This window comes from uncultured Algibacter sp. (genome assembly GCF_947495675.1).
Taxonomy (GTDB): Bacteria; Bacteroidota; Bacteroidia; order Flavobacteriales; family Flavobacteriaceae; genus Algibacter_B.
The window spans coordinates 99,039-124,885 of sequence record NZ_CANLZX010000013.1 but is presented as its reverse complement, the minus strand read 5'-3'; the positions used below and the strand labels follow the sequence as shown (position 1 = coordinate 124,885).

The window sequence follows — 25,847 nt, the reverse complement described above, 5'->3', positions numbered from 1 at the left end:
GTACATAATCCAGCATCTACATTTACTGTTACATCGGTAGGACAGGTAATACTTGGTGGTATATTATCAACAACGGTAGAAACTTCAAAGCTTTCAGAGATTGTACATGCATTTGAATCAGTAACTGTTACAGTATATGTTCCAGCTTTAATATTTAATAAATCTTCAGATGTAGTTGAGTTACTCCATAAATATGTAAAAGGTGCTGAACCTCCTGATACAGAAATATCAATAGCACCTGTACTATCATCTATACAAATAGCATCTGTAATTTCTCCAGTAAGTTCAAGATTTTCCATAACTATTGGATTACTTGAATTAAACTTAATACAATTGGTTATACCATTTGAAACAACTAAATTATAGTTTCCTTCAGATAATCCGTTAAAATCTGGTGAGCTTTGAAAGGTATTTCCATTATCAATAGAATATCTATATTCTGAACCTAATGGACTCGTAACAGAAATAGTAAAATCGTCATTAGTTGACCCACATGCAATAGTAAATTCTGGATTTGGTGGCAAACCAACATAAGACAAAGTTACTGTTGCAATATCACACACAGTTTCGTTTGGTGATGGTAAGCACACCTCATATTCAAAACTAACATCACCAGTATAATTTGTGGTTGGTTCATAAGTATAAGAACCATCAGTATTAAAAACAAATGATTGACCAGCAGGGGTTGGACCTGAGGTTAATGTATAAGTTGAATTTTCAGGAACATTATTGCTATCATTAAGATTGCCATTAAAAATTCCATTAATACATTCAAAATTCAGTTGGTCAACAGCATATTTTTGCAACAAAAAGATTTTACCGTCACCATGATCGAATGTTGATGCATTAAATTCTATTCTAGATATTTTTGAACCAATTTGAACTATATCACTAAGATAAAATAATGCAATACCTATATTTCCATTATTTTCAACTACACGTTCTGTTTTCCAATAGTCAGAATTTGCATTTGGTTCTTGAAATGGAGCGAATCTAGGTCCCCATGTAGTAGAAGTTGGTCTTACAAATGTTTCTCCCAAAAATTGTTCTGTTACACTCGTTGCGGTAGTACCATAAATAGCTATATGAAAACAATTATTTGCATTTCGTTCGGTAACAGCTAATACACCTCCTTCATTTGAAGGAATTGCTGGGCTATAAAAAATACTTTGTTTTTGGGCATCAGTTGTTGGTATTGCAGCAAAATCATTACAAATATTTCTACCATTACGATTTGATGTGAAATAATGATTAATGTTTTTATCCTGAAAAGCTGATAATGCAATAGCATCCCAATTGGCAGAAGCACTAGAATTAGCTAAAGTGGTTCCATTTTCTAAAATTTTATTTTGACCAGGTCCATTTGGTCCTAATCTTGTCATTTCATACCCAGAAGGGGCAACAAATGTATTATAAACAACACCATCAATTGTTACCGATGCAATAGTAGCAGGGTCGGTTGTATTACTTTGTGTATCTGACCATTGAAATGTAACTCCCGTCTGTATAGAAGGTGATTGTTGAGCTAACAAAAAACCTGGCAAACAAATAGCAATAGCAAAAAGAATAATTTTTGCTATGTTTAAGTCAGAAATATAATTGTAATTATTTTTCATATAATTTAAATAAAAACCCATAAAGAAGATATAAACTTGAAGCAAGCCTATAAACAATCGGATAATTTTTTAATTAAAGTTAATTATTACTAATAAAAACTTTATTATTAATTAAAAAAAAGGATTGTGATATTACCATAAAGGCAATAATGGAAAGATTGTTAATTTTCTGATTTGGGTACATAATATTTAATATTTTTCAAGTTAAAACTTGGTAGGTGCAACAAAAAACGTAATATGTTATTATTTAATCAAATTAATGTGACAATTAACTCATAATATCGATAAAAGGTTATGCATTAGGTTTTTATTAAATTATTTCTTTGTTTAAACTAAACATTATCACCATAAAATACTGGTTTTATGTTTATTACATGTTATTTAATTTATTTCTATATTTAATAGCAAATAAAATTCATTTTATCGACAAAAACAACTTTTTGTCGATAAAAAAATACCTTTTATCGATTATTTTGAAAAAATTAATATTAGTAAGACATGCTAAATCATCATGGAGTCATGATGTAATAGATCATCAAAGACCTCTTAAAAAGCGTGGTTTAAATGACTCTGATATAGTTTCTAGAAGTTTAAAGACCTTAAATTACAAGGTTGAAAAGCTTATTTCTAGTGATGCTATCAGAACAAAAACAACCGCAGAAATTTTTATTTCAAATTTAGATATTGATAGAAATTTAGTTCATTTTAATCATAATTTATATGATTTTTCAGGTGAAAATCTAATTAAAGTCATTAAAAGTATTGATGATGCTTTAAATTGTGTAATGGTTTTTGGGCATAATCATGCTATAACAGCTTTTGTTAACACCTATGGATCAAAAAACATATATAATGTACCAACTTGTGGCGTAGTTATTATTGAATTTAATACAGATAAATGGAGTTCTTTAGAACCTGGTAAAACTTTAAAAACCTTATTTCCTAAAGATTTAAAAGCTTAATAAATTATTTTAAAGTTACCAAAACCTTAAATGTTTAAAATATTTAATAGCTTATGGTTTAAAATTAAATTTTTAAGTCGAAATAGAATATATTTGTTTTACTTAATTAAATGAAGTGATTGTGAATGACTAAACCTGAAAACACAAAGAATAATAGCTATATTAACAGAGAAATAAGCTGGTTACAGTTTAATGCAAGAGTATTACAAGAAGCTGCTGATGAAACAGTACCTCTAATTGAAAGATTACGTTTTTTAGGTATTTTTTCAAATAACCTAGACGAATTTTTTAAAGTAAGATATGCTACGGTTAAGCGTATTGTCGAAGCAGGTAAAGGAGGTAAAAGTGAGTTAGGAGGCATTAAGGCTAAAGAACTATTAGAAATTATCACTCAAATTGTAATTAAACAACAGAGTGAGAGTGTTGCTATTTTAAACACCATTGACGAAAAGTTAAAGGAAGAAAACATCTACATCATTGATGAAACTAAAATTGATGATGACCAATGTGAATTTATAAAACAATATTTTTATAAAACTATTAGCCCAGCATTAGTTACTATAATTCTTAATGATTCTGTTGTATTACCTAATTTAAAAGATAGTGCTGCATATTTGGCAGTAAGAATGTTAATGTCTGGTAACAACAAACAATTTGCCTTAATAGAGATTCCAAAATCTGTAGATCGATTTGTAGAACTTCCAAAAAAAGGAGATAAGAGCTACATTATTATGGTAGACGATGTATTACGTTATTGCCTAAATGATATTTTTAATATTTTTGATTATAAGTCAATTTCGGCTCACATGATTAAAATTACCAGAGATGGTGAATTAGATTTTGAAAGTGACTTAAGTAAAAGTTTTATTGAAAAAATTTCCGATAGTGTAAAATCTCGTCAAGTAGGTGAACCAGTTAGGTTTGTTTATGATAAAACGATACATAAAGAAACCTTAAGATATTTAATGTCTAAAATGGGCATCGATGATACTGACAGTATAATTCCTGGAGGACGTTATCACAATAGACGAGATTATATGGGGTTCCCTAGTTTAGGAAGAAATGATCTGTTGTATGATAAAATTGAGGCCCTACCTATTAAAGGCCTGAGCCTACAAGGCAGTATATTCGATGCTATTGCTAAAAAAGACTATTTATTACATGCTCCATACCAAACCTTTTCATACTTAGTTAAATTTTTAAGAGAAGCCGCCTTAGATCCTAAAGTAAGAACTATAAAAATTACTATTTATCGTCTTGCTGAAATATCTCATGTAGCAAGTTCTCTTATAAATGCTGCAATTAATGGAAAAGCTGTAACCGTTTCCATTGAACTTCGTGCAAGATTTGATGAACAAGCAAATATTAATTATGCTCAGCAAATGAAAGATGAAGGTGTAAATCTAATTTTTGGAGTTGCAGGTCTTAAAGTACACAGTAAAATGTGTGTTGTTGAACGCGAAGAAGGTAAGAAACTTAAACGTTATGGGTTTATTAGTACAGGAAACTTTAACGAGTCTACTGCTAAAATTTATACCGATTACACTTTATTAACATCTAATAAAAAAATACTTAAAGACGTTAATAAAATTTTCGAGTTTTTTGAAACTAACTACAGGATTTTCACCTACAAACATTTAATTGTTTCACCTCATTACACACAAAATTCTGTTTTTAGGCTAATTGATATAGAAATTGAAAATGTAAAACAAGGTAGAGAAGGCCTAATAAGGTTAAAAATGAATAGCATTTCTAGCTATCCAATGATAGATAAGTTATATGAAGCTAGTAGAGCAGGTGTTAAAATACAAATGATAGTTAGAGGTATTTGTTGTTTAATACCAGGAATAAAAGGCATGAGTGAAAACATTGAAGTTATTAGCGTTGTCGATAAATTTTTAGAACATTCAAGAGTTTATATTTTTGGAAGTAATGAAGAAACAAAATTATATATTTCTTCTGCAGATTGGATGACTAGAAATATTGAAAATAGAGTAGAAGTAAGCTGCCCTATATATGACGAAGACATAAAAAAAGAAATTATTGACACATTCAATATTAGTTGGAGTGACAATGTAAAAGCCAGAATATTAAATGATTCTCAAGAAAATGAATATCGTATTAATAACAAATTAAAAGTAAGATCGCAATTTGCAACCTATGATTATTATATTAAAAAATTAGAGAACTAGTATGCTTTCAATAAAAAAATATGCAGCCATAGATATTGGTTCAAATGCGGTACGATTATTAATTTCTAATATAATTGAACAAAAAGGAAATCCCGTTCAATTCAAAAAAAACTCTTTAGTACGTGTACCCATTCGCCTTGGTGCAGATGTTTTTATTAAAAATAAAATTTCTAAAGAAAACACACAACGCATACTAGATACTATGCTAGCGTTTAAATTACTTATGAAATCTCATAAAGTAGTCAAATATAAAGCTTGTGCAACTTCGGCTATGCGAGAATCTTCTAATGGTAAAAAAATAGTCGATTTGGTTTTAGAGCATGCTGGAATTAGTATTGATATTATTGAAGGTGAAGAAGAAGCTGCCATTATTGCTGCTACAGATTTAAATAAATTTATAGATCCTAATAAAACATACTTATATGTTGACGTGGGTGGTGGAAGTACAGAATTCACAGTTATTGACAGAGGTAATCAAGTAGTATCTAGATCTTTTAAAATAGGTACTGTACGTTTGTTAAATGATATGGTGAAAAAAGAAACTTGGCAAGAATTACAAGATTGGATAGGAAATAATACCAAAGGTTACCATAAAATTGATGTTCTTGGTTCTGGTGGAAATATTAATAAAATATTTAAAGTTTCTGGTAAAGCCATGGGAAAACCACTCTCTTATTTTTATATGACATCCTATTATAACATGCTTCAAACCTATTCTTATGAAGAGCGAATTACCGAATTATCTCTAAATCAAGATAGGGCCGATGTAATAATACCAGCTATGCGAATTTACCTTTCTGCTATGAAATGGTCTAGTGCAAAAAACATATATGTACCAAAAATTGGACTAGCAGATGGTATCATTAAAAGTATCTATTATGATACAGTTTCTAGCAATACACAGTAAAATTATGCACTTTAGCTTGTATAATTGTAGTATTTTAAATTTATAATATATATTCGTATCTGCATAATTACTATTAATAATAACCCAAATCTATTAATATTGAAATAAGCCATAATACTTATATTGCCCTCAACTTCAATATAATTGGCAAATGACATCTGATATAGGTTTAAATAAATTACAAAAACAGATGAAAAAAATACTACTATTTACAGTACTACTTAGTTTTTCATTTCAAGGATTTTCTCAAGAAGGAAAAGAAGTTGAAACTCCTAAAACAATTCAAGACACAACTGTTGTTAAAGAAAAATGGTCTGCTTCAAGCGGAATAAAATACGGGATTAGAGCTGGTTATACCATTTCTCATTTAGATTTTGAAAGTGAACCCATACCAAATAATAAGCACAGAAACAGTATGTATATTGGTTTTTTAGCTAATATAGGTTTATCAAGAACATTATCAATTGTACCAGAAATTCAATTTTCTGCTGAAGGTGCGAATGATGAAACATTGCATTTAGATTATATTCAAATGCCTGTTTTATTTAGGTTTAGATTTAGTGAAAAGTTTCATGCGGGTATTGGTCCACAAGTAGGATTAAAAGTTCATAAATATGAAGACGGTATGAGAAACTTAGCTTACTCAGCTGTAATAGGTGCAGACTATAAAATTAATTATGCCATTTTTATCGATGTAAGATATAATTATGGAATAGAAAACGTTTTTGATGAAGTATCAGGAATAGTTGCAAAAAACAGAAATATTCAATTAGGTGTTGGTTATAAATTCTAATAAAAATTTTAACCATGAATTGCTTCACTAGTACCTAAGTTAGATATTATTTTAGCTTCAAATTCAAGAAGTTGTTGCCATTTGGTATCAACTTCTTTTTTTTCGCCATATTTTCTAGCAAACCCCAAAAACATGGTATAATGATTGGCTTCACTAACCATAAGATTTCTGTAAAATTCTGCGAGTTCTTTATCTGCTAACTCTTCTGAAAGTAACCTAAAACGTTCGCAACTTCTAGCTTCTATTAAAGCAGCATATAATAAACGATGCACAAGTTGTGTTGTTCTACTACCTCCTTTAGGAAAAAATTTAAGGAGTTCAATTACATAATCATCACGTCTATCACGTCCTAAAGTCCAACCACGTTCAATAATTTTATCGTGTACCATTTTAAAATGGCTAATCTCTTCTTTAACTAAAGCCGTCATTTCTTGAACTAAATCGGTATATTCAGGAAAACTAACTATTAAAGAAATAGCTGTACTTGTTGCTTTTTGCTCACAAAAAGCATGATCGGTTAAAATTTCTTCAATGTTCTTTTCTACAATATTTACCCAGCGTGGGTCTGTTGGTAATTTAAGTCCTAGCATGATTTATATGATATTGCTAAATAATTTGTAATTAAACATCTAAATCGAAAGTTTTTCTTAAAAGATCAATATTTGGATTTTTCTCTTTTAACTTTTCAAATTTATCTTGTGGTGTATACGCATATTTTTTTTCCAAAACTTCATTAACAGTAATGGATAATGAAATATCAAAGTTATTTAAAGCTTTACGTATAAAACCTAAAAGATTATATTGTTGGCGTTCAAGTTCTACTTTATTGGTAGCATTTGGGAATTCTAAATACGCCGTATTTCCTTTAACTTTTGGAATGTCTATAGATAAAATAGACGCTAAATTATGTTGCCCATCACTAGTTAATTTATCAATATATGCATTCCAGGTTTTTATAAATGCTTCTTCAGTAAATGGCTCTTTTGGTAAATCTTCCTCATTAATTACCACATCCATTTGTTTAATTTGATGCTCTTTTTTAGCTCTTATGCTTTTTAAAGATAATCCTGAAGACCTTTTAGAATCTTGTTTTAAAACAATTTTGGTTGGTTCTTTTACTTGAAATTTATCTGCAACTTCGGCAACTTTTTCAGTTGTTTGAATGTGTTCTTTTTTTACTTCGTTAGAAGTACTCACATTTTCAGTTTTTTCAGGCCTGGTAATAGGAATAGGAGTAATTCCTTTTTTTCTGAAATATGATGCAGGTATTATGTAATGTTTGCTATTTTTTTTTTCTCCATCATGAGTGATAGAGGCAAGCTGCATTAAGCATAATTCAACAAGTAAGCGTTGATTTTTACTTGTTTTATATTTGAGATCACAATCGTTAGCAAGATTTATACCGTGCATCAAGAACTCTTGCGAGGCCTTTTTTGATTGTTCTAAGTATTTAATTTTAGTTTGTTCACCAACCTCAAGTAATTCTATGGTTTCTGGTGTTTTACTTACTAGTAAATCTCTAAAATGAGACGCTAAACCAGCAATAAAATGATGCCCGTCAAACCCTTTAGAAAGTGTATTATTAAATTGAAGTAATAATTCTGGAATCTTATTTTCTAGAATAAGATCGGTACTCGTAAAGTAGGTTTCGTAATCAAGTACATTTAAATTCTCTGTGACTGCCTGTCTAGTTAAGTTTTTACCAGAAAAACTAACAACACGATCAAAAATTGAAAGTGCATCACGCATAGCACCATCTGCTTTTTGAGCGATTATATGTAACGCATCATCTTCAGCAGTTACACCTTGTTCTTCAGCTATGTATTTTAAGTACCCCTTAGCATCTTTTACCGTAATACGTTTAAAATCAAAAATTTGACAACGCGATAAAATAGTTGGTATTATTTTATGCTTCTCTGTAGTTGCTAGAATGAAAATACAATGTTTTGGTGGTTCTTCTAATGTTTTAAGAAACGCATTAAAAGCAGCTTGAGAAAGCATATGAACCTCGTCAATAATATAGACTTTATATTTTCCAACTTGTGGTGGTATTCTAACTTGATCTGTTAAACTTCTAATATCATCAACAGAGTTGTTAGATGCCGCATCGAGTTCAAAAATATTAAAAGCAAAATCTTCATCGCCAGTTTCAGAGCCATCACTATTAATCATTTTGGCCAAAATACGTGCACATGTTGTTTTACCAACACCTCGTGGACCTGTAAATAATAGGGCTTGAGCTAAATGATTGTTTTCAATGGCATTAAGTAATGTGTTTGTAATGGCCTGCTGACCAACAACGTCTTTAAACGTTTGTGGTCTGTATTTTCTAGCCGATACTACAAAGTGCTCCATTGATAAATTCTTGAATAACAAAGTTAAAAATTCAGTTTGGAATTTAGAATTTAGAAGCTAAAATTTAATAGGAGTTATTAACAAAATAATAATAATTTAAATATCGCTTTAATCCTTGTCTTATTCGAAAAAAAATATACTTTAGTTTAACATTTACTAATGTTATTTATTAAACAAATTTGAATCTGTAATTTAAGTAAGACTTAATAATTATTGTTTTAATTTTTAAACGATTTATTCATTAATCGAGTTTACAAAAAGAATATTTGTCAAAAAAAAAATACTAAAACCCTAACAACATAATAATAACCAAGATGAGACAAGTAACTATTCTAAATATTAGTTTTAAAGTATTTAAAAACAGATTATTAACAGCAATAGCTATGTCTATTGTGCTATTTAATTGTGGTTCAAAACAATCAAATAAAAATTACTTGGTAGATGTTTACCAAACCTCGCAAGGTGGCGATAATCTTAAATTAATTTCAACTAATCAAAACGAAATACCTAAAGTAGAAAGTGATACAATTACTTTACGTATTTTACCTAACAATCAATATCAAAAATATTACGGTTTTGGTGCTTCGTTTACAGAATCATCTGCTTGGAATTTGGCTACAATACCTGTTAACTTACGTAAAGAGGTGTTAACAAAATTATTTAGTCCAACAGAAGGCGCTGGTTTTACTCTAACCCGTACACATATTAACAGCAGCGATTATTCTAACAATCATTACACCTATGTTGAAGATGGAGATGAGGACCTTTCTACCTTTAGCGTTTTTCAAGACAAAAGAGGATTTACAGGAGATGAAAACAACCAAGTTAGCGGTATAGAACTCGTAGAACCAAATTATGATATTATACCTATGATTTTAGAAGCAAATAGTATTCCTGGTGCTAGTTTTAATATTATAGCTTCGCCTTGGAGTCCACCTTCTTGGATGAAAACAGGCGAAACTTCTAAAATGACTAACGGTACTTTACAACCTAAATATTATGGGCTTTGGGCAAAATACATATCTAAGTATGTAAGTGCTTATGCAGAGCAAGGCATTAACTTGTGGGGCATTACACCGCAAAATGAGCCTTTGCATGCACATGATGCACGCTGGGACAGCAATGGATTTACTGCCGAACAAGGGCGTGATTTTTTAAGAGATCATCTTGGACCACAACTGGTTAAAGATGGCCATTTAAATCTTAATGATTTAGAGGCCGGATTACGTGTACTTATTTACGACCATAATAAGTCGACCATGAACGATTATGTAGACGTTACATACCAAGACCAAGAGGCCGCTAAATATGCATGGGGAACTGCTTTCCATTGGTACACAAACTCAGAGCTTAAAGACAACAATTGGTATGCTAAAGAGTTAGCAAAATTGCAAAAAAATTGGCCAAATAAAGGGTTAATTCATTCTGAATCAAGTATAGATATTGATGCTAAAGATCCTATTGGACAATATTGGAGAGAAAGTACCGATTACGCTGGTAATTTTGTACCCTTTGATACATATGCATACGATATTATTACAGATTTAAATCATGGTACACAAGGCTATGTAGAATGGTGTATGATACTTAGCGATAAAGGACAACCAAACCCATACGATAACTTTAATAGTGCACCAGTACTTATTAACTCAGTTACAGACAATGTTATTTACACACCCTTATATTATTTATTAAGTCATTTTAGTAAGTTTATAAGACCTAATGCACATAGAATAGGGGTAGAAGGTAACCAAATTGAAGGAGTTACTTATACCGCAGCAAAAAACACAGATGGAACCATGGCTTTAATTGTGTATAACAGCAATGAAAAACCACTTAATATTGCCTTAGAGTTAGAAGGCCAAACATATAATACGCAAATAGCACCTAGAGCTATGCAAACCATTCATTTTAAAAGCAAGTAATAACTAATACTGTAATTTAAGTTATTTAAAATAAAGGTTATTAACATTAACTTGTTAATGTGTTTGTAGGGTTTTACTTGAATTTGTAAAAAAAATCAGCGACCTTCGTTTAACGTCGGATATAAAACATCAAAACGTTTCATATCCGCCTTATTTTTAGCACATTAACAGAAACCTATGGGATTAGCAACCGAAATTGTTAAATTTTTCAGCCCTCACAATCTTCCGAAAAAAAATGAGAGAAACTTGCCAACTTCAATTGGAGATTTTAACAATGCTGTCAAAGGATTGAACATTATGAAGGTTGTTCAATATTGCAAAATATTAGAACGAGAGAAAATACTATTAAAAATTGGAACAAAGGACCAATCTTTAGTTGGACCTTGTTACGTTTCTATTGTAGAATCCCCGAAAAATGAACTGAACGAAAGTTATGACCTTCTTTGCGAGGGATTTTTAGCAATTCGCAATAATTTTGAGAATTCCGTTTTTCCAGTAATTGCACACATTAGTGAATTAGATTTGGATATTGGAACTGCATTTTATTTGAGAACAGTTACAGGTTTTTACATTATTACAGCGTTTCATTGTGTAGATAAAATGATTAATATTCAAATTCCGGTTTCCGAAAATGACTTCATAAAACCAAAACGAGCTTTTAAATCTTCAAATAAGAAAATAGATATTGCTGTATTGGAAATTGACTCTTTGGAAAAAAATCACAAACCATTATTTACAGATGAATGTAAAATACTCGATGAAATTCTTACAATAGGTTATCCGCCAATTCCTGGTTTTGATGCTTTTCAAATTGCAGAACTATCGACTATTAATTCAACAATCAGAGCTTCTAGAGGTAATGTACTTGGCAACAATAATTCATATTTAGACGGACTAGACTATTTATTAATAAATGCAAGAGTTAAGGGAGGAAATAGTGGAAGTCCTATTATTAGTAAATTAGGTTACGCTTGTGGAGTACTTGTAAATATTCCGAGTGACCCAAACGATAAAACAAAACTAGACGATTTAGGTTATGGCCTAGGATTATCGTCAAAAGAGATAGAAGCAATAATTAATGGAATTGGAACAGAGAAAACAACAGAATTGAATATTGATTTAACCGAAAATGGATTTAAAATAAAATAAATAACGTGCTACAACAATGGCTATAAGTAATTGCTAGTTCTTGTCTACTTCTGAAAATCCTCACGGATTTTCAGTTTGGGGTGTACTTGTAAAGTTATTTGCTAATCCACGCAACTAGTCATAGCCGAGGCCGTTAAACGCACATCATTAAAAGCTTAACAACCAATTTCAACAAAAACTATCAAATAAAAGTGTTTTTTAATTTAACGATATGTTTTAAGTACTCCAACTTTAAGAGTTATTACCTAGTGAAATAATTATATTCACTATTTTAAGATAGAAATCTACAAGCAAAGTCTGATCCTTTTTAGTAAACACTCAAATATTTAATTTTATTTAGATTTTAGTTTCTGTTTATTGTAATTTTGCGACAGTAAATCGTCTTATCGCGCTCTAAGTTAATTGGAGGGAGGAAAGTCCGGACACCGTAGTGCAATATAGTGGCTAATAACCACCGGCCGTGAGGTTAGGAAAAGTGCAACAGAAAGTATGTACGGGTAATGCCGTAGTGAAACCAGGTAAACTCTATGTGGTGCAATGTCATGTAAACCAACGTTTGAGGGCGGCACGCTCGATTGTTGGAGGGTAGGCAGCTAAAGTATATTGGTAACAATATACTAAGATAAATGATAAGGGCACATGCTTTTTAAGTGTGTGTACAGAATCCGGCTTATAGATTTACTCAAGCATAAAAAACCCTTCTTTATTAATTTAAAGAAGGGTTTCTGGTTAAAAAAGGGTAGTTACTAGGTAATGGTAGATTACTTTTTTTATTCTTTTGGCATATAGTAAAGATCTGGTCGCATTTCGCCACTAAATTCTTCTGTTTTACTGGTATAGTCCATAACTTTACTAAAAACGGCCCAACGTTCATCAAAAGAACCTAAAACATCTTGATTTGCTTTTGCTTTAGTTGCCGAGTCTACTTCGTCTTTAGCAGAAATTGAAACCAAATAATAGTTTTTCATTTGCCCAAAACCGTTTTTATAAACGCGATAATACTCTTTAGAGTTTTTCTCTTTAAAATATGCTTTAACAGCTTGCATACCTGCTTTTATTTTTTCGGCATTTTTGGGAGAATAATACATGTAGAACCATTTACGATAGTTTTCATCTTCTGGCGCTGTAGTTTTTCCTTCTGGCATGTATGATAGTTCGTTGTCTTGAACAATAATATAGTCTCCATGAGAACTATAACATTGGTCAAAACGATCAAACATACCGCCAAAATCATCACCCATTGCTTTAGCCATATCTGCAAACGGACGCTTGTCCAATTCTGCCATATTTTCAATAGGTGTTAAATAATAATATTGAAATCCGTTAGTCATAGCGACATACCATGTGGCTTGTACATTGTGTTTTTTACTAGCTTCGTTAAACTCTTTAGCAATTTTTTCGTATTCCATAACCTTTGATGGTTTTACATTGTCTTGATGCACTAGATACGCTTGCTGGGCTTGTGTTAAACTAATTGAAAAGCATAGAAATAATACAAATAATAGGGTTGTTTTAATTGTTTTCATAATTAAAGTTATTTGGTTTGTTAATTAAATTTAATCTGTTACTGTTTGTAAACTTTTTTTAGCGGCAATGTCTTGCAAATTAGATATGATTTCTGATGGATCCCAGTAACCATAATCTTCTACAATTTTGCCATCAATAAATCTGCTTGTAGAATGTATATGTACTACTACATTTTCGTTATTGCCTTTTAGTGTGGCTTTCCAATCGCCCCAGAAGTTAACCCAAGTTTTACCGTCGTTATCAGTTACCATCTCATAAACTTGACCTTGGTCTACAAAGCCTCTTTTTGAATAATTGACATCGTTTTGCTGGTGATATTTAATAATATCTTTAGAATCCATTAAATGACTATTGAATCTTGTTTTAGAGGTATCGGCATATTTACTTAAAATAGTTGGCCAATCTTTGTTATTGTATGCTGTTATTATAGATTTTACAGCATCAATTTCTTTAGAATTTTGAGTGTAACGTTGTTCTTGTTTACAGTTACATACAAGAAAAGCAATAAGAGAAAATACTAAGAGTTTTTTCATTTTGGTTATGGTTTAATAAGGTTAATATTAAATTTAAGCCATAAACAAATTCAATAAAAAGCATTGCTTTTTTTGGCGAGAGAGAAGTATGTATAGAGTACGGGACTCTTAGAGAGATACCTAATGTACTGAAAAAAAATGAGTTATAAAAATAAAAAGAGTTTAACTCTTTTCAAAAAAACTAAAAACATTACCGCCATAATTTTTTGAATAGGCGTAGTTTTCGATATTAGAAAGGTTGGTATGTTTTGAATGTTCGACTATTAAAATGCCGCCATCAAGTAACAAATCATTTTGAAAAACAAGTTCTGGTATTTTTGAAAATTGATTGTCATCAAAATTGTAAGGAGGATCTGCAAAAATAATGTTTGCCTTTATTGTGGTTTTTTCTAAAAACTTAAAAACATCACTTTTTATAGTTTGTATTGGCATTTCAAACTTTTCTGCAGTTTGGTTTATAAATTTAACACAACCAAAATTTTGATCTACACAGGTAATTTGCTCTGTACCTCTTGATGCAAATTCATAGCTTATGTTTCCAGTACCTGCAAATAAATCTAAAACAGAAATTTCATCAAAATAGTACAAATTATTAATGATGTTGAATAAAGATTCCTTAGCCATATCTGTAGTAGGGCGGACAGGTAAATTTTTGGGAGCTATAATTTTTCTGCTTTTATATAAACCGGATATAATTCTCATTAAAAGCTTTTTAGTAATGTAAAGTTAGAATATGGCGACTTTGGGCTGTTGGTGTATTTAAATGTATCATGTCTGTCTCCAAAGTTTATATTTCTAATATATTTATAGGCAATATTGTATAATTCATCATTTTTAGAAATTGCTCCTAAAAATATTAAATGCATAGTTTCTGGGTCTAAATTTAATTGCTCTGCAGTAAAAAGAATATAGTAAATAAAGTCTTCTTTTGAATGGTATTCAAATGTATTATAAAGTATTAAATCCTTTTTTTTAAATGCAATAATTTCAAAATGATTCTTACTAACATTAACATACATATTGTTAGTTTCAGTTTCTTTTTGGCTCTGTAATAAAGATTCTATTAAAACTGTAGAGACATGCTTAAAAATAAAGGTTCCATATTTATCATAAATAAAGTTATTTATGTTTGTATAGGGTACATAAACATTTACACTATCATTCTCTAAAATAGTATCGTAGGCTATAAAATCTGTTTTTAAAATCTTAGAATTAAATTTTAAATAATCTGCTAACTGGTTTTCATTAAATAATGCTTTAGGAACTAATGTAGCTAATTCATTATCATGAATAATATTAATATTAGCAAATTTTTTTTTTAAAGCTTCTTCTTTTAAAAATAGCAGTTTTAACTCATCTAAAACTTCAAAAGGGTTTAATTTTTTTTCAAAGTAAATCTCTTTTAAAAACTCAATAGAATTTGAGTTTCTATTTAATATAGAAAAAGAAAGTCCACTCAAACTTATTTGAATGGACAATTCTAGATTAGTTAGTTTATTTAAAGTATTATTCGTTATCGCCATAAGTTTTTGGCCAGTTTCCACCAGTTTTAACTTCGTCCATAGAACCTACTTTTAAAGCTGGTCCATTAACACCATCAACAGATATAACTTGGTTTTCTTGTATTAAAAGATCTTTATTTTGATCATATAAGATAACATTCTTTTTTACTAAAGCTTCAAAAACAGGAATCTTAATGTTGTTTTGTTCTAAAAACCCAGATTTCATTTCAAATTTAGCACCTGGTTCACCTACTGGTACATTCATCATTGTTTTATAACGACTAGAAGTTTTAAACAATGAATCTTTTACAGAAACAGTACCTAAAGTATCAATAATAACAATATCCTTAGTAGTGTCAACACCATATCTTCTTGTTAATTCTACATCAATAATACTTGAATCTCTACGTTGTGTTAAAGTATACTCTGCAGTATCAATAAATTTAATTAAGTTATCAAAGTTTTCAGCAAATTTTCCAGTAACTTGTCTATGAGCTAATTGAGAATCCCTAATATCTTTTAAACTGTTAATAACAGTTGCATAACGCTTGTTTTTTTCTTTATTAAATTGTAACGGTTCATAAATAGAATTGTAGGTTTGGTAACCTAAATACCCAATTAATAACCAAAGTGCTATATTTAATACTGGTTTAAACTTAGAAGGTATAAATTTGTCAACCAGCTTTACCAAGCCAATTGTAGCTAAAATCACTGCTAATGCAATTAGGAAAAATGTCATAGTGTATATTTATTAATAATTTGTTATTGGTATTTAGCAAATCTACAATTTTTTTTTAATCGTTAAAACGAAAGCGCATAAAAATCATTTCTATATTTGAATAATTTTTAATAAGTATCAATTTTAAATGACATCATCGGAATTTTATTCATTAATAAAACAACATTTCCCGTTTCAACCAACGCTAAAACAAGATATTGTTTTACAGCAATTGGCGCAATTTATTTTTGATAAAAATCCAAGTGCTTTATATCTGTTAAAAGGCTATGCAGGTACAGGAAAAACAACTATTGTGGGTACTATAGTTTCAAATTTATGGAAAGCAAAAAAAAGCGCTGTATTAATGGCTCCAACAGGGCGAGCAGCTAAGGTTATATCAAATTATTCAAAAAAAGAAGCATTTACAATTCATAAAAAAATATACTTTCCTAAAAAGGAAAAAAATGGCGGTGTAAAATTTGTTTTGCAACCTAATAAACATAAAAACACTTTATTTATTGTAGATGAGGCTTCTATGATTCCTGATACACCAGGAGACTCTAAACTATTTGAAAACGGTTCTTTACTTGATGATTTAATGCAATATGTTTATTCCGGGCATAAATGTAAATTACTTTTAATTGGAGATACAGCACAGTTACCACCGGTTAAATTAGATTTAAGTCCTGCGCTTGATGAGCGAACTTTGGCATTAAACTACAACAAAGAAGTAACTAAAATGGAACTAGACGAAGTGGTTAGGCAAGAACAAGACTCTGGAATTTTGGCTAATGCAACCGTTTTAAGAGAAGCCTTATCAAATGCCTTTTACGATGCTTTTAAATTTGATTTATCGGGCTATAAAGATATTATTAGACTTGTTGATGGTTATGAAATTATGGACGCTATAAATGATGCTTACAGCGACTTAGGAAAAGAAGAAACCGCCATAATTGTTAGAAGTAATAAGCGCGCAAACTTATATAATCAACAAATTAGAAATAGAATTTTATTTAATGAACATGAGCTAACTGCTGGTGACCTCTTAATGGTTGTAAAGAATAACTATTTTTGGGTAAAACCAACAAGCGATGCTGGGTTTATTGCAAATGGTGATATTATTGAAATTTTAGAAATATTTAGTATACAAGAATTATATGGTTTTAGGTTTGCTGAAGTAAAAATAAGAATGATAGATTATCCTAAAATGCAACCTTTTGAAACCGTTTTACTTTTAGATACTATTGATGCAGAAACACCATCTTTACCTTATGAAGATTCAAATAGGTTGTACCAAGAAGTCATGAAAGATTTTGAAGATGAAACCAGTAAGTATAAAAAATTTTTAAAGGTAAAAAGTAATAAACATTTTAATGCGCTACAAGTAAAATTTTCATATGCTATAACATGTCATAAATCGCAAGGTGGACAATGGCCAACAGTTTTTGTAGAACAACCCTATTTACCAAATGGCATAGATAAAGACTATTTACGTTGGTTATATACAGCTATAACAAGGGCTAAAGAAAAATTGTATCTTATAGGCTTTAAAGACGATTTTTTTGAGGAATAGTTTTTGATATATTTAAAAATATGACATTTGAAACCATAATTAGTATTTGCCTCGGAGTTGGTTTATCTGCATCTGTAGGATTTAGAGTTTTTTTACCTTTATTCGCTTTAAGTTTAGCATCTTATTTTGATGTTTGGCAACTTAATGAATCTTGGCAATGGATAGGTAGTACAGCAGCACTAATAACATTAGGAGCAGCTACTGTAGTAGAAGTTTTTGCGTATTTTATACCCTATATTGATAATTTATTAGATAGTATAGCTGTACCATTAGCTGCGCTAGCAGGAACAGCCATAATGTTATCTACTGTTGCCGATTTAAGTCCTGTAATTACCTGGGCATTAGCTATAATAGCAGGAGGAGGGACTGCAGCTGCTGTAGCCGGAACTTCAAGTACAACCCGATTGGCATCAACAGTAACAACAGGAGGTGTAGCCAATCCTGTAGTTTCTACTTTAGAAACTGGCACTTCCATAATTATGTCTATTACATCCATTTTTCTCCCAATTTTAGCAGTAATTTTAGTTATTATTATATTTTTTATAATATTCAAAATATATAAAAAGTTTAAAACATCAAATACCTAAAACCTATAATTTTTATAGTATTTTTGATTTGATTTATAGCGCCCAAATAAATTTAGAAAGACCATAAATCTACACAATAACTTGTAAATTAAATAGATGAAAATAATTTCAATGATTCCAGCTAGATATGCTGCATCACGTTTTCCTGGAAAACTAATGCAAGATCTTGGTGGTAAAACAGTCATTTTAAGAACCTATGAAGCTACTGTTGCAACAAATCTTTTTGATGATGTTTTTGTAGTTACAGATAGTGATATTATTTACAACGAAATTGTAAATAATGGAGGTAAAGCTATAATGAGTAAAAAAGAGCATGATTGTGGTAGTGATAGAATTGCAGAAGCTGTTGAATCTTTAGATATTGATATTGTTATAAATGTACAAGGAGATGAGCCTTTTACTGACAAAGAATCTTTAATAAAACTTATAGAAGTTTTTAAAAATGATAAAGATAATCAAGTCGATTTGGCATCTTTAATGGTTCATATTACTAATGAAGAAGAAATTAAAAACCCCAATACAGTAAAAGTTATTATAGATCAATTTGATTTTGCTCTATATTTTTCTCGTAGTGTAATACCTTATCCAAGAGACAAAAATGTGAATGTAAAATATTACAAACACAAAGGTGTTTATGCATTTAGAAAACAAGCCATTCTAGATTTTTACAAGTTACCAATGCAAGTTTTAGAAGCATCAGAAAAGCTAGAACAATTAAGATATTTAGAGTATGGCAAACGTATAAAAATGGTTGAAACTGATGTTCAAGGCGTAGAAATTGATACTCCTGAAGATTTAGAACGTGCAATAAAATTATGGAAATAAACTATCAGGACATAAAAGTAATTGGCTTTGATGCAGATGATACATTATGGGTTAATGAAACGTACTTTAGAGAAGCTGAAGCAGAATTTTGCAGGTTATTATCAAAATACGAAACACCAAATAAGATTGACCAAGAGCTTTTTAAAATAGAAATTGATAATCTTCCTCTTTATGGATATGGTGTAAAAGCGTTTACTCTATCTATGGTAGAATCTGCTTTGCAATTATCAAATTATAATATTTCAACAAAAACCATTGATGCTATATTGAACATAGGTAAAAATATGTTAGAAAAGCCTGTTGAATTATTAGATAGTGTTGAAAATGTTTTAAAATCATTATCAAAAAAATACAAATTAATATTAGCTACCAAAGGAGATTTATTAGATCAAGAACGAAAATTAGAAAAATCGGGGTTAACTAATTATTTTCATCATATTGAAGTTTTAAGTGATAAAAAAGAAGCAAATTATTCAAATCTGTTAAATCATTTAGATATTAACCCTTCACAGTTTTTAATGATAGGAAATTCTCTAAAATCTGATGTTTTACCATTAGTAAATATAAAAGCACATGCTATACATGTACCTTTTCACACTACTTGGGCGCATGAAGAAGTTAGTGAAGATGAAAAAAATGGCAAAGCATATAAAACTATAAATAGTTTAATTGATTTATTAAAAATTCTAGAATAATTTGAAACATATAGATTTAAATACTTGGAATAGAACACCGCTTTATGAGCATTTTAAAACGTTTAAAGATCCTTATTTTGCAGTTACTACCCCTTTAAATGTTACCAGAGCATATAAATATTCACAAGAAAATAATATAAGTTTTTTTGCTAAATACTTACATGCATGTATGAAAGCAATTAATAGTGTTGAAAATTTAAAATATAGAATTGTTGATGATGCTGTAGTTGAATTTGATATAATTCACGCATCTTCAACCATAATGAGAGATAACAAAACTTTCGGTTTTTCATTCATAGATTTTAATGAAAATATTGAAGTTTTTATTCAAAATATAGAAGCGGAAAAAAAACGTATTAAAAACTCTACTAATTTATTTCCACCTAAAAATGACTTAAATTGCATTCATTGTTCTGCAATGCCATGGTTAAATTTCACAGGTCATAAAGAACCTGTTTCTGGAAATTTAGAGTCGGTTCCTAAAATTGCTTTTAGTAAAGCAACACAGGTCAATAATGATTTAGTAATGAATGTGTCCATAAATGTTAATCATGGATTAGTCGATGGATACCATGTTGGGTTGTTTATAGAAAATTTTCAACACAATTTAAACGAATAAAATTTAAATAAATGGTATTTTTACCAATTGTAAAAGAAAACATGTTAAATGAGTTATAAGAACTTTCCAATGGTGCCAAGAGTTATTTTTGGCAGAGGTAGTTTTAATCAATTAAATGAGGTTTTGGCTTTAAAACGCCTAAGCATTAATGCGCCTTTTATCTTTTTAATTGATGATGTTTTTAAAGGTAATCCCTGGATAACATCAAGGATATCTTTATCATACGATGATAGAATTATTTTTGTTTCTGCAAAAGAAGAACCAAAAACATCTCAAGTAGATTCACTTGTTGAAGATATTATACTAAAATCTAAAGAGCGCCCTTCAGGAATTATAGGAATAGGAGGTGGAACTCTGTTAGATTTAGCCAAAGCTGTTTCTATTTTAATAACTAATGATGGTGAAGCCGCAGATTATCAAGGTTGGGATTTAGTGAAAAACCCAGCTATTTATCATGTTGGTATCCCTACAATATCGGGAACTGGTGCAGAAGTATCTAGAACTACGGTATTAACAGGTCCTGAAAAAAAATTAGGAATAAATTCTGATTTCACTCCTTTTGATCAAGTAATTTTAGATTCGGAACTTACAAAAGATGTACCTAAAGAACAATGGTTTTATACTGGTATGGATTGTTACATACATTGTATAGAATCTTTAACAGGAACTTACCTTAATACATTTAGTGAAACCTATGGCGATATGGCTTTAGATCTATGTAAAGAGATTTTTCTAGAAAACAATCTAAAAGACATTGAAGCTCAAGAAAAATTAATGATGGCATCTTGGCATGGAGGGATGAGTATTGTTTATTCTCAAGTTGGTGTTGCACACGCTATGAGTTATGGTTTATCATACTTATTAGGCACTAAACATGGCATAGGTAACTGTATAGTTTTTGATCATTTAGAAGAGTTTTATCCTGAAGGTGTTAAACTTTTTAAACAGATGAAAGCTAAACATAATATAAACTTACCTCAAGGTATCTGTGCAAATCTTACTGATACAGAATTTAATATTATGATTGATGTTGCTTTAGGTTTAGAGCCACTTTGGGAAAATGCCCTTGGTAAAAACTGGAAAAAAACTATCACTAAAGAAAAATTAAAGTCTTTATACCAAAAAATGTAATATGCGTTGGCTTGCTAAACTTATATATTTTAAAATTTTAGGTTGGCGAGTTACTGGTAATACAACATTTTCAAAAAACACCATAAAAAAAGCTGTTATTATAGCAGCTCCTCATACCAGTTGGCATGATTTTTATATTGGCGTTTTATTACGAGCTGTTGTAGGTGTAAAGACCAATTTTATTGGTAAAAAAGAATTGTTTGTATTTCCTGTTGGTTGGTTTTTTAAGGCCTTAGGAGGTGCACCAATAAACAGACAATCAAATGAAAATAAAGTAGAAGCTATAGCTAAACTTTTTAATGATTATGATGAGTTTAGAATGACTTTGGCTCCCGAAGGTACTAGAAAAAAAGTAACAAAATGGCGAACCGGATTTTACTATATAGCAAAAAAAGCTAATGTTCCAATCATTATGTTTACACTAGACTTTGAAAATAAACAAAATAATATATCTGAACCATTTTACCCAACAGATGATGTTGATGCCGACTTTAAATATATGTATAACTTCTATAAAGGTGTAAAAGGAAAAATAAATAAATATTCTTAATTGTTATATTTAAAAAGAAAAAATGGCATAGATATTGCATTTTCAAAATAGAGCACATGAAACATAAAGTAAACAATTAATTGTTCCTAAAAAGAAACATGAGCTACCCAAAACAAAAGCTACTCCATAAATTGAAGTAGCTTTTTTGTTTAAATTATAAAACAAACAAATATGTTTATTTAATTTCCTTTATAGCATTATCAATAAGTGTTCTTAAATGCTGTTTATGAGCTCTAGATGATATGTTTCCAGAAGGTGCTGCCATAGTTCTAATTGCTTTTAAGTTATATAGTGCCATAGATTTAGAATTATGAGTATATCTGCTACTCTGTTTTCCTGTTAGCATAGCTATTAACATATTAGTATATTCTAATTGTAAATTTTGTCTAAACGAATTAATAGAATTATAAATATCAGATTTAAAAATAGCATTATTCAAATCTGTCATAAACATAGATAGTTTATACTCATTTCCATATAATTCAGAATCCGTAATACGTTGTAAAGTATTAGGGTGTAAAATATGATTTAAAACATTTTTTTGATACGTTAATACTTGATCATGAATTTTTGGATCTTCTGGGCCTTGAAAAAAGTTAAAACCTCTTCGTTGCATTGCTAAATAATTATATAAATCATTTGGTGCATTAAAGGCATTTGGTGAAAAAACATAAGTTTTTAAAGCATTCATAGCTCTTTTTTGATCTACATAACTAACTGGAGTATAAGGCTGTGTTTCGCCTTCTTGTCCAGCCATTGTTCGGTCTACATAAACCCCTCCAATAAATCTTGAAATGGTGTTTGCAGCAGATGCCTTTTGTCCACTTAACAAATAATAAATACGTCTTAATTCTTGATAAGATTCACCAGTTTTAGTAAACTTAGTTTTTGCATTTTTCATTAAATCATTAGACAATTCTATCCTATCAATAGCCCATGCAATTTGATTATTAGATTGGTCTGAAACATTAACCCTTGGGTCTATTGCTTTTCCAGGTGAGCGCATATCATCCGCATCATTTCCAAAGATATGTTCAGGTTTTGTTGATTCATTTAACAAAGCTTCACGTTCTTGTTCAGAATTAAAAGGGGTGTAACCAAATTGAATAGCCCAAACATCGTATGGCCCAACAGCAACATCACTATATTGCCCTTGTTTACTTCTATCTCTTGTAATGTTTAATGCTGCATAATCCATTACAGATGCTGTTAAACACTTACCTTTAATAAACTCAGGATTTGCTAATTGTTCTGGAGAGAATAATTGACTTGCTTTCATATTATGATTAAGACCCAAAGTATGCCCAACTTCATGCATTATTAAAGCCATCATAGATTCTTTTTTAACACGCTCCATTTCTAAATCTGATGCACCAGTAGCAGAGGCTACAGCATGAGCTAATAACATTTCATCATGCATTTTATGACCTAGTGAGCAGTACATGTTTTCTTCATGTTTTGATGCTTCAAAAGGTTTATCTAAGGATGCTAATTCAAAAACTTTATCATAAAAAACTCTATTAGTAAAATGCACATATTCAAGCATAATATCGGCACCAAAAATTTCTCCAGTTTTTGGGTTTTTCATACTTGGACCGTAACCTCCAAAGGGTGGTTTTGGTGATGATGTCCATCGTAATACATTATATCGAATATCGCCTGCATCCCAATCGGCATCGTCTGGTTGAATTTTTACCTGTAAAGCATTTTTAAAACCCGCTTTCTCAAAAGCGACATTCCATTGTAAAACGGCGTCTTTTATGGTTTCTCGCCATTCAATAGGAGTAGAGTTTTCAATCCACCATGTAATTGGCTTTACGGGTTCAGATATAGCTTTTTCTGGATTTTTCTTTTTTAAATGCCATCTATTAACTAAATCTCGATAAGGTGTTGAACTTGTAGAGGTTTGATCTGTAACTTGATTTGTAAAATAACCAACTCTTGGGTCATCAAATCGTGGTTCATAATCATTGTCTGGCATAGCAATTAAACTATGAAACACCTTAATACTAACATTTCTACCATCAGAAACAGCCTCTGAACCGCCATTTAAAACAGATGGGGACGAGTATACATATTCTGTTTCTAAATTTAAATTTTCAGGGTAGCTTTTAATGTTAATTATTTTAGTTTTGTCTTTATTTAAACTGCCAAGTTTAAAAGCTGTAGGAGATGTTCCAGGCCTATTTGCAGGTTTTATTTGAGTAAATGTTTCTTTTAAAAACAAATTATCTGCTTTTATTAAATAAAGCCCATTGTCTTTATCATGAGCTTCAATTTTTAAGCTCGCCATATTACCATTACTTATATTGGCATCTTTTGATTTAGAAATGGGATTATTTGGGTCGAAATAAAAAGAAGTATTTTGAGTAATAAATTCAATTTTATCAAAAAACTTTTCAACTTTAAAAACTTTTGAACCTCTATAAGATCCTCTGTTTATTCTTCCGGCATCCATAACACCATCAGATATTTGCGAAAAATAAATATATTCTTTGTTAAGTTGATCTTCGGATATTACCATTTGTATGGTACCTGTAATGGTGTCTTGGTAAACAGTAAATAACCCTTCAATTTTTTTACTTGATTTTGTTAAATCATTTAAAGACTTTTCTTTTTTGGGAGGTTTTGCAACAATTTCTTTATCGTCATTTTTTTTCTTTTTCTTTTTTTTGTTTTGAGCTTCAATATTTTGAGGTGTTAAAAAGAAACCCATAGCAAATATTAAACATAGATACTTTAGTACATTTTTTTGTATGATCATAAAACACAATTATTTAGGATTTATCAATCCTTGTTATTTAAATTAGTCGCTTAAAAATATAAAGAATTAGCAAATTAAGTATCTTAATAATAGTTAAAATATTTAAGGTCGATTTAATTCTTTACCTTTAGCAATTATGATAAAAGACACAAAAATTGCCGTATTAATAGATGGAGATAATATTCCATCAAGGTACATCACAGAGATGATGGAAGAAATTACTAAATATGGAACCCCTACAATAAAACGTATTTATGGAGATTGGACAAAGCCACACTTATCTAAGTGGAAAAATGTTCTATTAGAAAATGCTATTACACCCATACAACAATATGGCTATACAACAGGTAAAAATGCAACAGATTCTGCAATGATTATTGATGCGATGGATATTTTATATTCTGAAAAAGTAAATGGTTTTTGTTTAGTTTCGTCTGATAGTGATTTTACAAAATTAGCCACACGTTTGCGAGAAGCTGCAATGGTAGTTTATGGAATGGGAGAGAAGAAAACACCTAATCCGTTTATAGTGGCCTGCGATAAATTTATCTATTTAGAAATTCTTGCTAGTGATGATGATGACGATGATGCAAAAGACAAAAAATCAGGAAAACCTAAAAAAGCAAATTTATACAACATTACACCTAAGGTTATTAAGCTACTTAAAAACTCTGTAGATGATGCAGCCGATGATGATGGCTGGGCTTTTCTAGGCGATGTTGGATCGTTAATTCTTAAAAAACAACCTAATTTTGATTCTAGAAATTTTGGTTTTCAAAAACTTACACCATTATTTAAATCTTTGCCACAGTTTGAAATGGAGCAACGCGATCAAGCTAACAAAGGTCGATTTAAATTAATTTATGTAAAAAATAAAGAATAATCTATAAACATAGATTTTAGGTAACTAGCATAAAAGGCTTG

The 25,847-nt window shown here is 30.1% G+C and carries 23 protein-coding genes and 1 other RNA gene; 15 read left to right on the top strand and 9 right to left on the bottom strand.

The annotated features are described in order from the left end of the window. Positions 1–1,616, bottom strand: a 1,616-nt coding sequence (locus tag Q0842_RS10650; RefSeq protein WP_298497842.1) for an Ig-like domain-containing protein, incomplete at its 3' end; no start/stop codon positions are given. A gap of 473 nt (positions 1,617–2,089) precedes the next feature. Here Q0842_RS10650 and Q0842_RS10645 point away from each other — a divergent pair. The 4 genes from Q0842_RS10645 (at position 2,090) to Q0842_RS10630 (ending at position 6,470) form a co-directional block, all read left to right on the top strand. Beyond that, positions 2,090–2,578: a histidine phosphatase family protein gene (locus Q0842_RS10645; RefSeq protein WP_298497840.1), complete on the top strand. Its 489-nt coding sequence runs from the start codon at positions 2,090–2,092 to the stop codon at positions 2,576–2,578. 125 nt (positions 2,579–2,703) lie between these two features. Continuing rightward, on the top strand, positions 2,704–4,770 hold the full coding sequence (ppk1, locus tag Q0842_RS10640) for a polyphosphate kinase 1 (RefSeq protein ID WP_298497838.1): 2,067 nt from the start codon (positions 2,704–2,706) through the stop codon (positions 4,768–4,770). A gap of 1 nt (position 4,771) precedes the next feature. Further along, positions 4,772–5,677 (top strand): Ppx/GppA phosphatase family protein, encoded by a 906-nt coding sequence (locus Q0842_RS10635; RefSeq protein WP_298497836.1) that lies wholly within the window; start codon positions 4,772–4,774, stop codon positions 5,675–5,677. Positions 5,678–5,867: 190 nt separating this feature from the next. Beyond that, complete coding sequence (locus tag Q0842_RS10630) at positions 5,868–6,470, top strand: porin family protein (RefSeq protein ID WP_298497834.1); 603 nt, start codon at positions 5,868–5,870, stop codon at positions 6,468–6,470. An 8-nt stretch (positions 6,471–6,478) separates the two neighbouring features. On the opposite strand, the gene Q0842_RS10625 is transcribed toward Q0842_RS10630, so the two are convergent. Both Q0842_RS10625 and dnaX read right to left on the bottom strand, forming a co-directional pair. Further along, positions 6,479–7,060, bottom strand: a complete 582-nt coding sequence (locus tag Q0842_RS10625) for a tRNA-(ms[2]io[6]A)-hydroxylase (protein ID WP_298497832.1) — start codon at positions 7,058–7,060, stop codon at positions 6,479–6,481. A gap of 31 nt (positions 7,061–7,091) precedes the next feature. Beyond that, complete coding sequence (gene dnaX, locus Q0842_RS10620) at positions 7,092–8,825, bottom strand: DNA polymerase III subunit gamma/tau (RefSeq protein ID WP_298497830.1); 1,734 nt, start codon at positions 8,823–8,825, stop codon at positions 7,092–7,094. A gap of 314 nt (positions 8,826–9,139) precedes the next feature. On the opposite strand from dnaX, the gene Q0842_RS10615 reads away from it, so the two are divergent. The 3 genes from Q0842_RS10615 to rnpB all read left to right on the top strand — a co-directional run bounded on the left by Q0842_RS10615 (position 9,140) and on the right by rnpB (position 12,588). Then, complete coding sequence (locus tag Q0842_RS10615; RefSeq protein ID WP_298497828.1) at positions 9,140–10,750, top strand: glycoside hydrolase family 30 protein; 1,611 nt, start codon at positions 9,140–9,142, stop codon at positions 10,748–10,750. Positions 10,751–10,996: 246 nt separating this feature from the next. Continuing rightward, the gene (locus Q0842_RS10610) at positions 10,997–11,899 is read left to right on the top strand and encodes a serine protease (RefSeq protein WP_298497826.1); all 903 of its coding nucleotides are present in this window, start codon (positions 10,997–10,999) and stop codon (positions 11,897–11,899) included. Positions 11,900–12,269: 370 nt separating this feature from the next. After that, positions 12,270–12,588: RNase P RNA component class A (gene rnpB / locus Q0842_RS10605), an RNA gene on the top strand. An 81-nt stretch (positions 12,589–12,669) separates the two neighbouring features. On the opposite strand, the gene Q0842_RS10600 is transcribed toward rnpB, so the two are convergent. From Q0842_RS10600 to Q0842_RS10580, 5 genes are all read right to left on the bottom strand, one after another. After that, positions 12,670–13,425: a hypothetical protein gene (locus tag Q0842_RS10600; protein ID WP_298497824.1), complete on the bottom strand. Its 756-nt coding sequence runs from the start codon at positions 13,423–13,425 to the stop codon at positions 12,670–12,672. Positions 13,426–13,455: 30 nt separating this feature from the next. After that, complete coding sequence (locus tag Q0842_RS10595) at positions 13,456–13,959, bottom strand: nuclear transport factor 2 family protein (RefSeq protein ID WP_298497822.1); 504 nt, start codon at positions 13,957–13,959, stop codon at positions 13,456–13,458. Between the two features lie 162 nt (positions 13,960–14,121). Beyond that, on the bottom strand, positions 14,122–14,661 hold the full coding sequence (rsmD, locus tag Q0842_RS10590; RefSeq protein ID WP_298497819.1) for a 16S rRNA (guanine(966)-N(2))-methyltransferase RsmD: 540 nt from the start codon (positions 14,659–14,661) through the stop codon (positions 14,122–14,124). Continuing rightward, the gene (locus tag Q0842_RS10585; protein ID WP_298497817.1) at positions 14,661–15,482 is read right to left on the bottom strand and encodes a DUF3822 family protein; all 822 of its coding nucleotides are present in this window, start codon (positions 15,480–15,482) and stop codon (positions 14,661–14,663) included. The genes rsmD and Q0842_RS10585 overlap by 1 nt, the downstream gene beginning before the upstream one ends. Beyond that, positions 15,466–16,200: a hypothetical protein gene (locus Q0842_RS10580; RefSeq protein ID WP_298497815.1), complete on the bottom strand. Its 735-nt coding sequence runs from the start codon at positions 16,198–16,200 to the stop codon at positions 15,466–15,468. The genes Q0842_RS10585 and Q0842_RS10580 overlap by 17 nt, the downstream gene beginning before the upstream one ends. A 127-nt stretch (positions 16,201–16,327) precedes the next feature. Between Q0842_RS10580 and Q0842_RS10575 the strand changes: the two genes are divergently transcribed. From Q0842_RS10575 to Q0842_RS10545, 7 genes are all read left to right on the top strand, one after another. Further along, complete coding sequence (locus Q0842_RS10575; RefSeq protein ID WP_298497813.1) at positions 16,328–17,752, top strand: ATP-binding domain-containing protein; 1,425 nt, start codon at positions 16,328–16,330, stop codon at positions 17,750–17,752. Positions 17,753–17,772: 20 nt separating this feature from the next. After that, entirely contained in the window at positions 17,773–18,339 is a 567-nt protein-coding gene (locus Q0842_RS10570) for a DUF4126 domain-containing protein (RefSeq protein ID WP_298497811.1), read from the top strand. A gap of 96 nt (positions 18,340–18,435) precedes the next feature. Further along, positions 18,436–19,164, top strand: coding sequence for a 3-deoxy-manno-octulosonate cytidylyltransferase (kdsB, locus tag Q0842_RS10565; protein WP_298497810.1), 729 nt, complete (start codon positions 18,436–18,438; stop codon positions 19,162–19,164). Further along, entirely contained in the window at positions 19,155–19,859 is a 705-nt protein-coding gene (locus Q0842_RS10560; protein WP_298497807.1) for an HAD family hydrolase, read from the top strand. Before kdsB ends, Q0842_RS10560 begins: the two co-directional genes overlap by 10 nt. 1 nt (position 19,860) lies before the next feature. After that, positions 19,861–20,478, top strand: a complete 618-nt coding sequence (locus tag Q0842_RS10555; protein WP_298497805.1) for a CatA-like O-acetyltransferase — start codon at positions 19,861–19,863, stop codon at positions 20,476–20,478. Positions 20,479–20,526: 48 nt separating this feature from the next. Further along, positions 20,527–21,609, top strand: coding sequence for an iron-containing alcohol dehydrogenase family protein (locus Q0842_RS10550; RefSeq protein WP_298497803.1), 1,083 nt, complete (start codon positions 20,527–20,529; stop codon positions 21,607–21,609). 1 nt (position 21,610) lies between these two features. Continuing rightward, positions 21,611–22,159 carry a 1-acyl-sn-glycerol-3-phosphate acyltransferase gene (locus tag Q0842_RS10545; protein WP_298497801.1) on the top strand — a complete coding sequence of 183 codons (549 nt, stop codon included), beginning with the start codon at positions 21,611–21,613 and terminating at the stop codon, positions 22,157–22,159. Between the two features lie 175 nt (positions 22,160–22,334). On the opposite strand, the gene Q0842_RS10540 is transcribed toward Q0842_RS10545, so the two are convergent. Further along, complete coding sequence (locus Q0842_RS10540; RefSeq protein WP_298497799.1) at positions 22,335–24,875, bottom strand: zinc-dependent metalloprotease; 2,541 nt, start codon at positions 24,873–24,875, stop codon at positions 22,335–22,337. Positions 24,876–25,059: 184 nt separating this feature from the next. Between Q0842_RS10540 and Q0842_RS10535 the strand changes: the two genes are divergently transcribed. After that, complete coding sequence (locus tag Q0842_RS10535) at positions 25,060–25,806, top strand: NYN domain-containing protein (RefSeq protein WP_298497797.1); 747 nt, start codon at positions 25,060–25,062, stop codon at positions 25,804–25,806. The last annotated feature ends 41 nt before the right edge of the window (positions 25,807–25,847 follow it).

Excerpts from the sequence above, each read along its gene's own strand:
- ppk1 (WP_298497838.1), top strand. The coding sequence starts at position 2,704 with ATGACTAAACCTGAAAACACAAAGAATAATAGCTATATTAACAGAGAA.
- Q0842_RS10635 (WP_298497836.1), top strand. The coding sequence starts at position 4,772 with ATGCTTTCAATAAAAAAATATGCAGCCATAGATATTGGTTCAAATGCG.
- Q0842_RS10630 (WP_298497834.1), top strand. The coding sequence starts at position 5,868 with ATGAAAAAAATACTACTATTTACAGTACTACTTAGTTTTTCATTTCAA.
- Q0842_RS10625 (WP_298497832.1), bottom strand. The coding sequence starts at position 7,060 with ATGCTAGGACTTAAATTACCAACAGACCCACGCTGGGTAAATATTGTA.
- dnaX (WP_298497830.1), bottom strand. The coding sequence starts at position 8,825 with ATGGAGCACTTTGTAGTATCGGCTAGAAAATACAGACCACAAACGTTT.
- Q0842_RS10615 (WP_298497828.1), top strand. The coding sequence starts at position 9,140 with ATGAGACAAGTAACTATTCTAAATATTAGTTTTAAAGTATTTAAAAAC.
- Q0842_RS10600 (WP_298497824.1), bottom strand. The coding sequence starts at position 13,425 with ATGAAAACAATTAAAACAACCCTATTATTTGTATTATTTCTATGCTTT.
- Q0842_RS10595 (WP_298497822.1), bottom strand. The coding sequence starts at position 13,959 with ATGAAAAAACTCTTAGTATTTTCTCTTATTGCTTTTCTTGTATGTAAC.
- rsmD (WP_298497819.1), bottom strand. The coding sequence starts at position 14,661 with ATGAGAATTATATCCGGTTTATATAAAAGCAGAAAAATTATAGCTCCC.
- Q0842_RS10585 (WP_298497817.1), bottom strand. The coding sequence starts at position 15,482 with ATGGCGATAACGAATAATACTTTAAATAAACTAACTAATCTAGAATTG.
- Q0842_RS10580 (WP_298497815.1), bottom strand. The coding sequence starts at position 16,200 with ATGACATTTTTCCTAATTGCATTAGCAGTGATTTTAGCTACAATTGGC.
- Q0842_RS10575 (WP_298497813.1), top strand. The coding sequence starts at position 16,328 with ATGACATCATCGGAATTTTATTCATTAATAAAACAACATTTCCCGTTT.
- Q0842_RS10570 (WP_298497811.1), top strand. The coding sequence starts at position 17,773 with ATGACATTTGAAACCATAATTAGTATTTGCCTCGGAGTTGGTTTATCT.
- kdsB (WP_298497810.1), top strand. The coding sequence starts at position 18,436 with ATGAAAATAATTTCAATGATTCCAGCTAGATATGCTGCATCACGTTTT.
- Q0842_RS10560 (WP_298497807.1), top strand. The coding sequence starts at position 19,155 with ATGGAAATAAACTATCAGGACATAAAAGTAATTGGCTTTGATGCAGAT.
- Q0842_RS10550 (WP_298497803.1), top strand. The coding sequence starts at position 20,527 with ATGAGTTATAAGAACTTTCCAATGGTGCCAAGAGTTATTTTTGGCAGA.
- Q0842_RS10545 (WP_298497801.1), top strand. The coding sequence starts at position 21,611 with ATGCGTTGGCTTGCTAAACTTATATATTTTAAAATTTTAGGTTGGCGA.
- Q0842_RS10540 (WP_298497799.1), bottom strand. The coding sequence starts at position 24,875 with ATGGGTTTCTTTTTAACACCTCAAAATATTGAAGCTCAAAACAAAAAA.
- Q0842_RS10535 (WP_298497797.1), top strand. The coding sequence starts at position 25,060 with ATGATAAAAGACACAAAAATTGCCGTATTAATAGATGGAGATAATATT.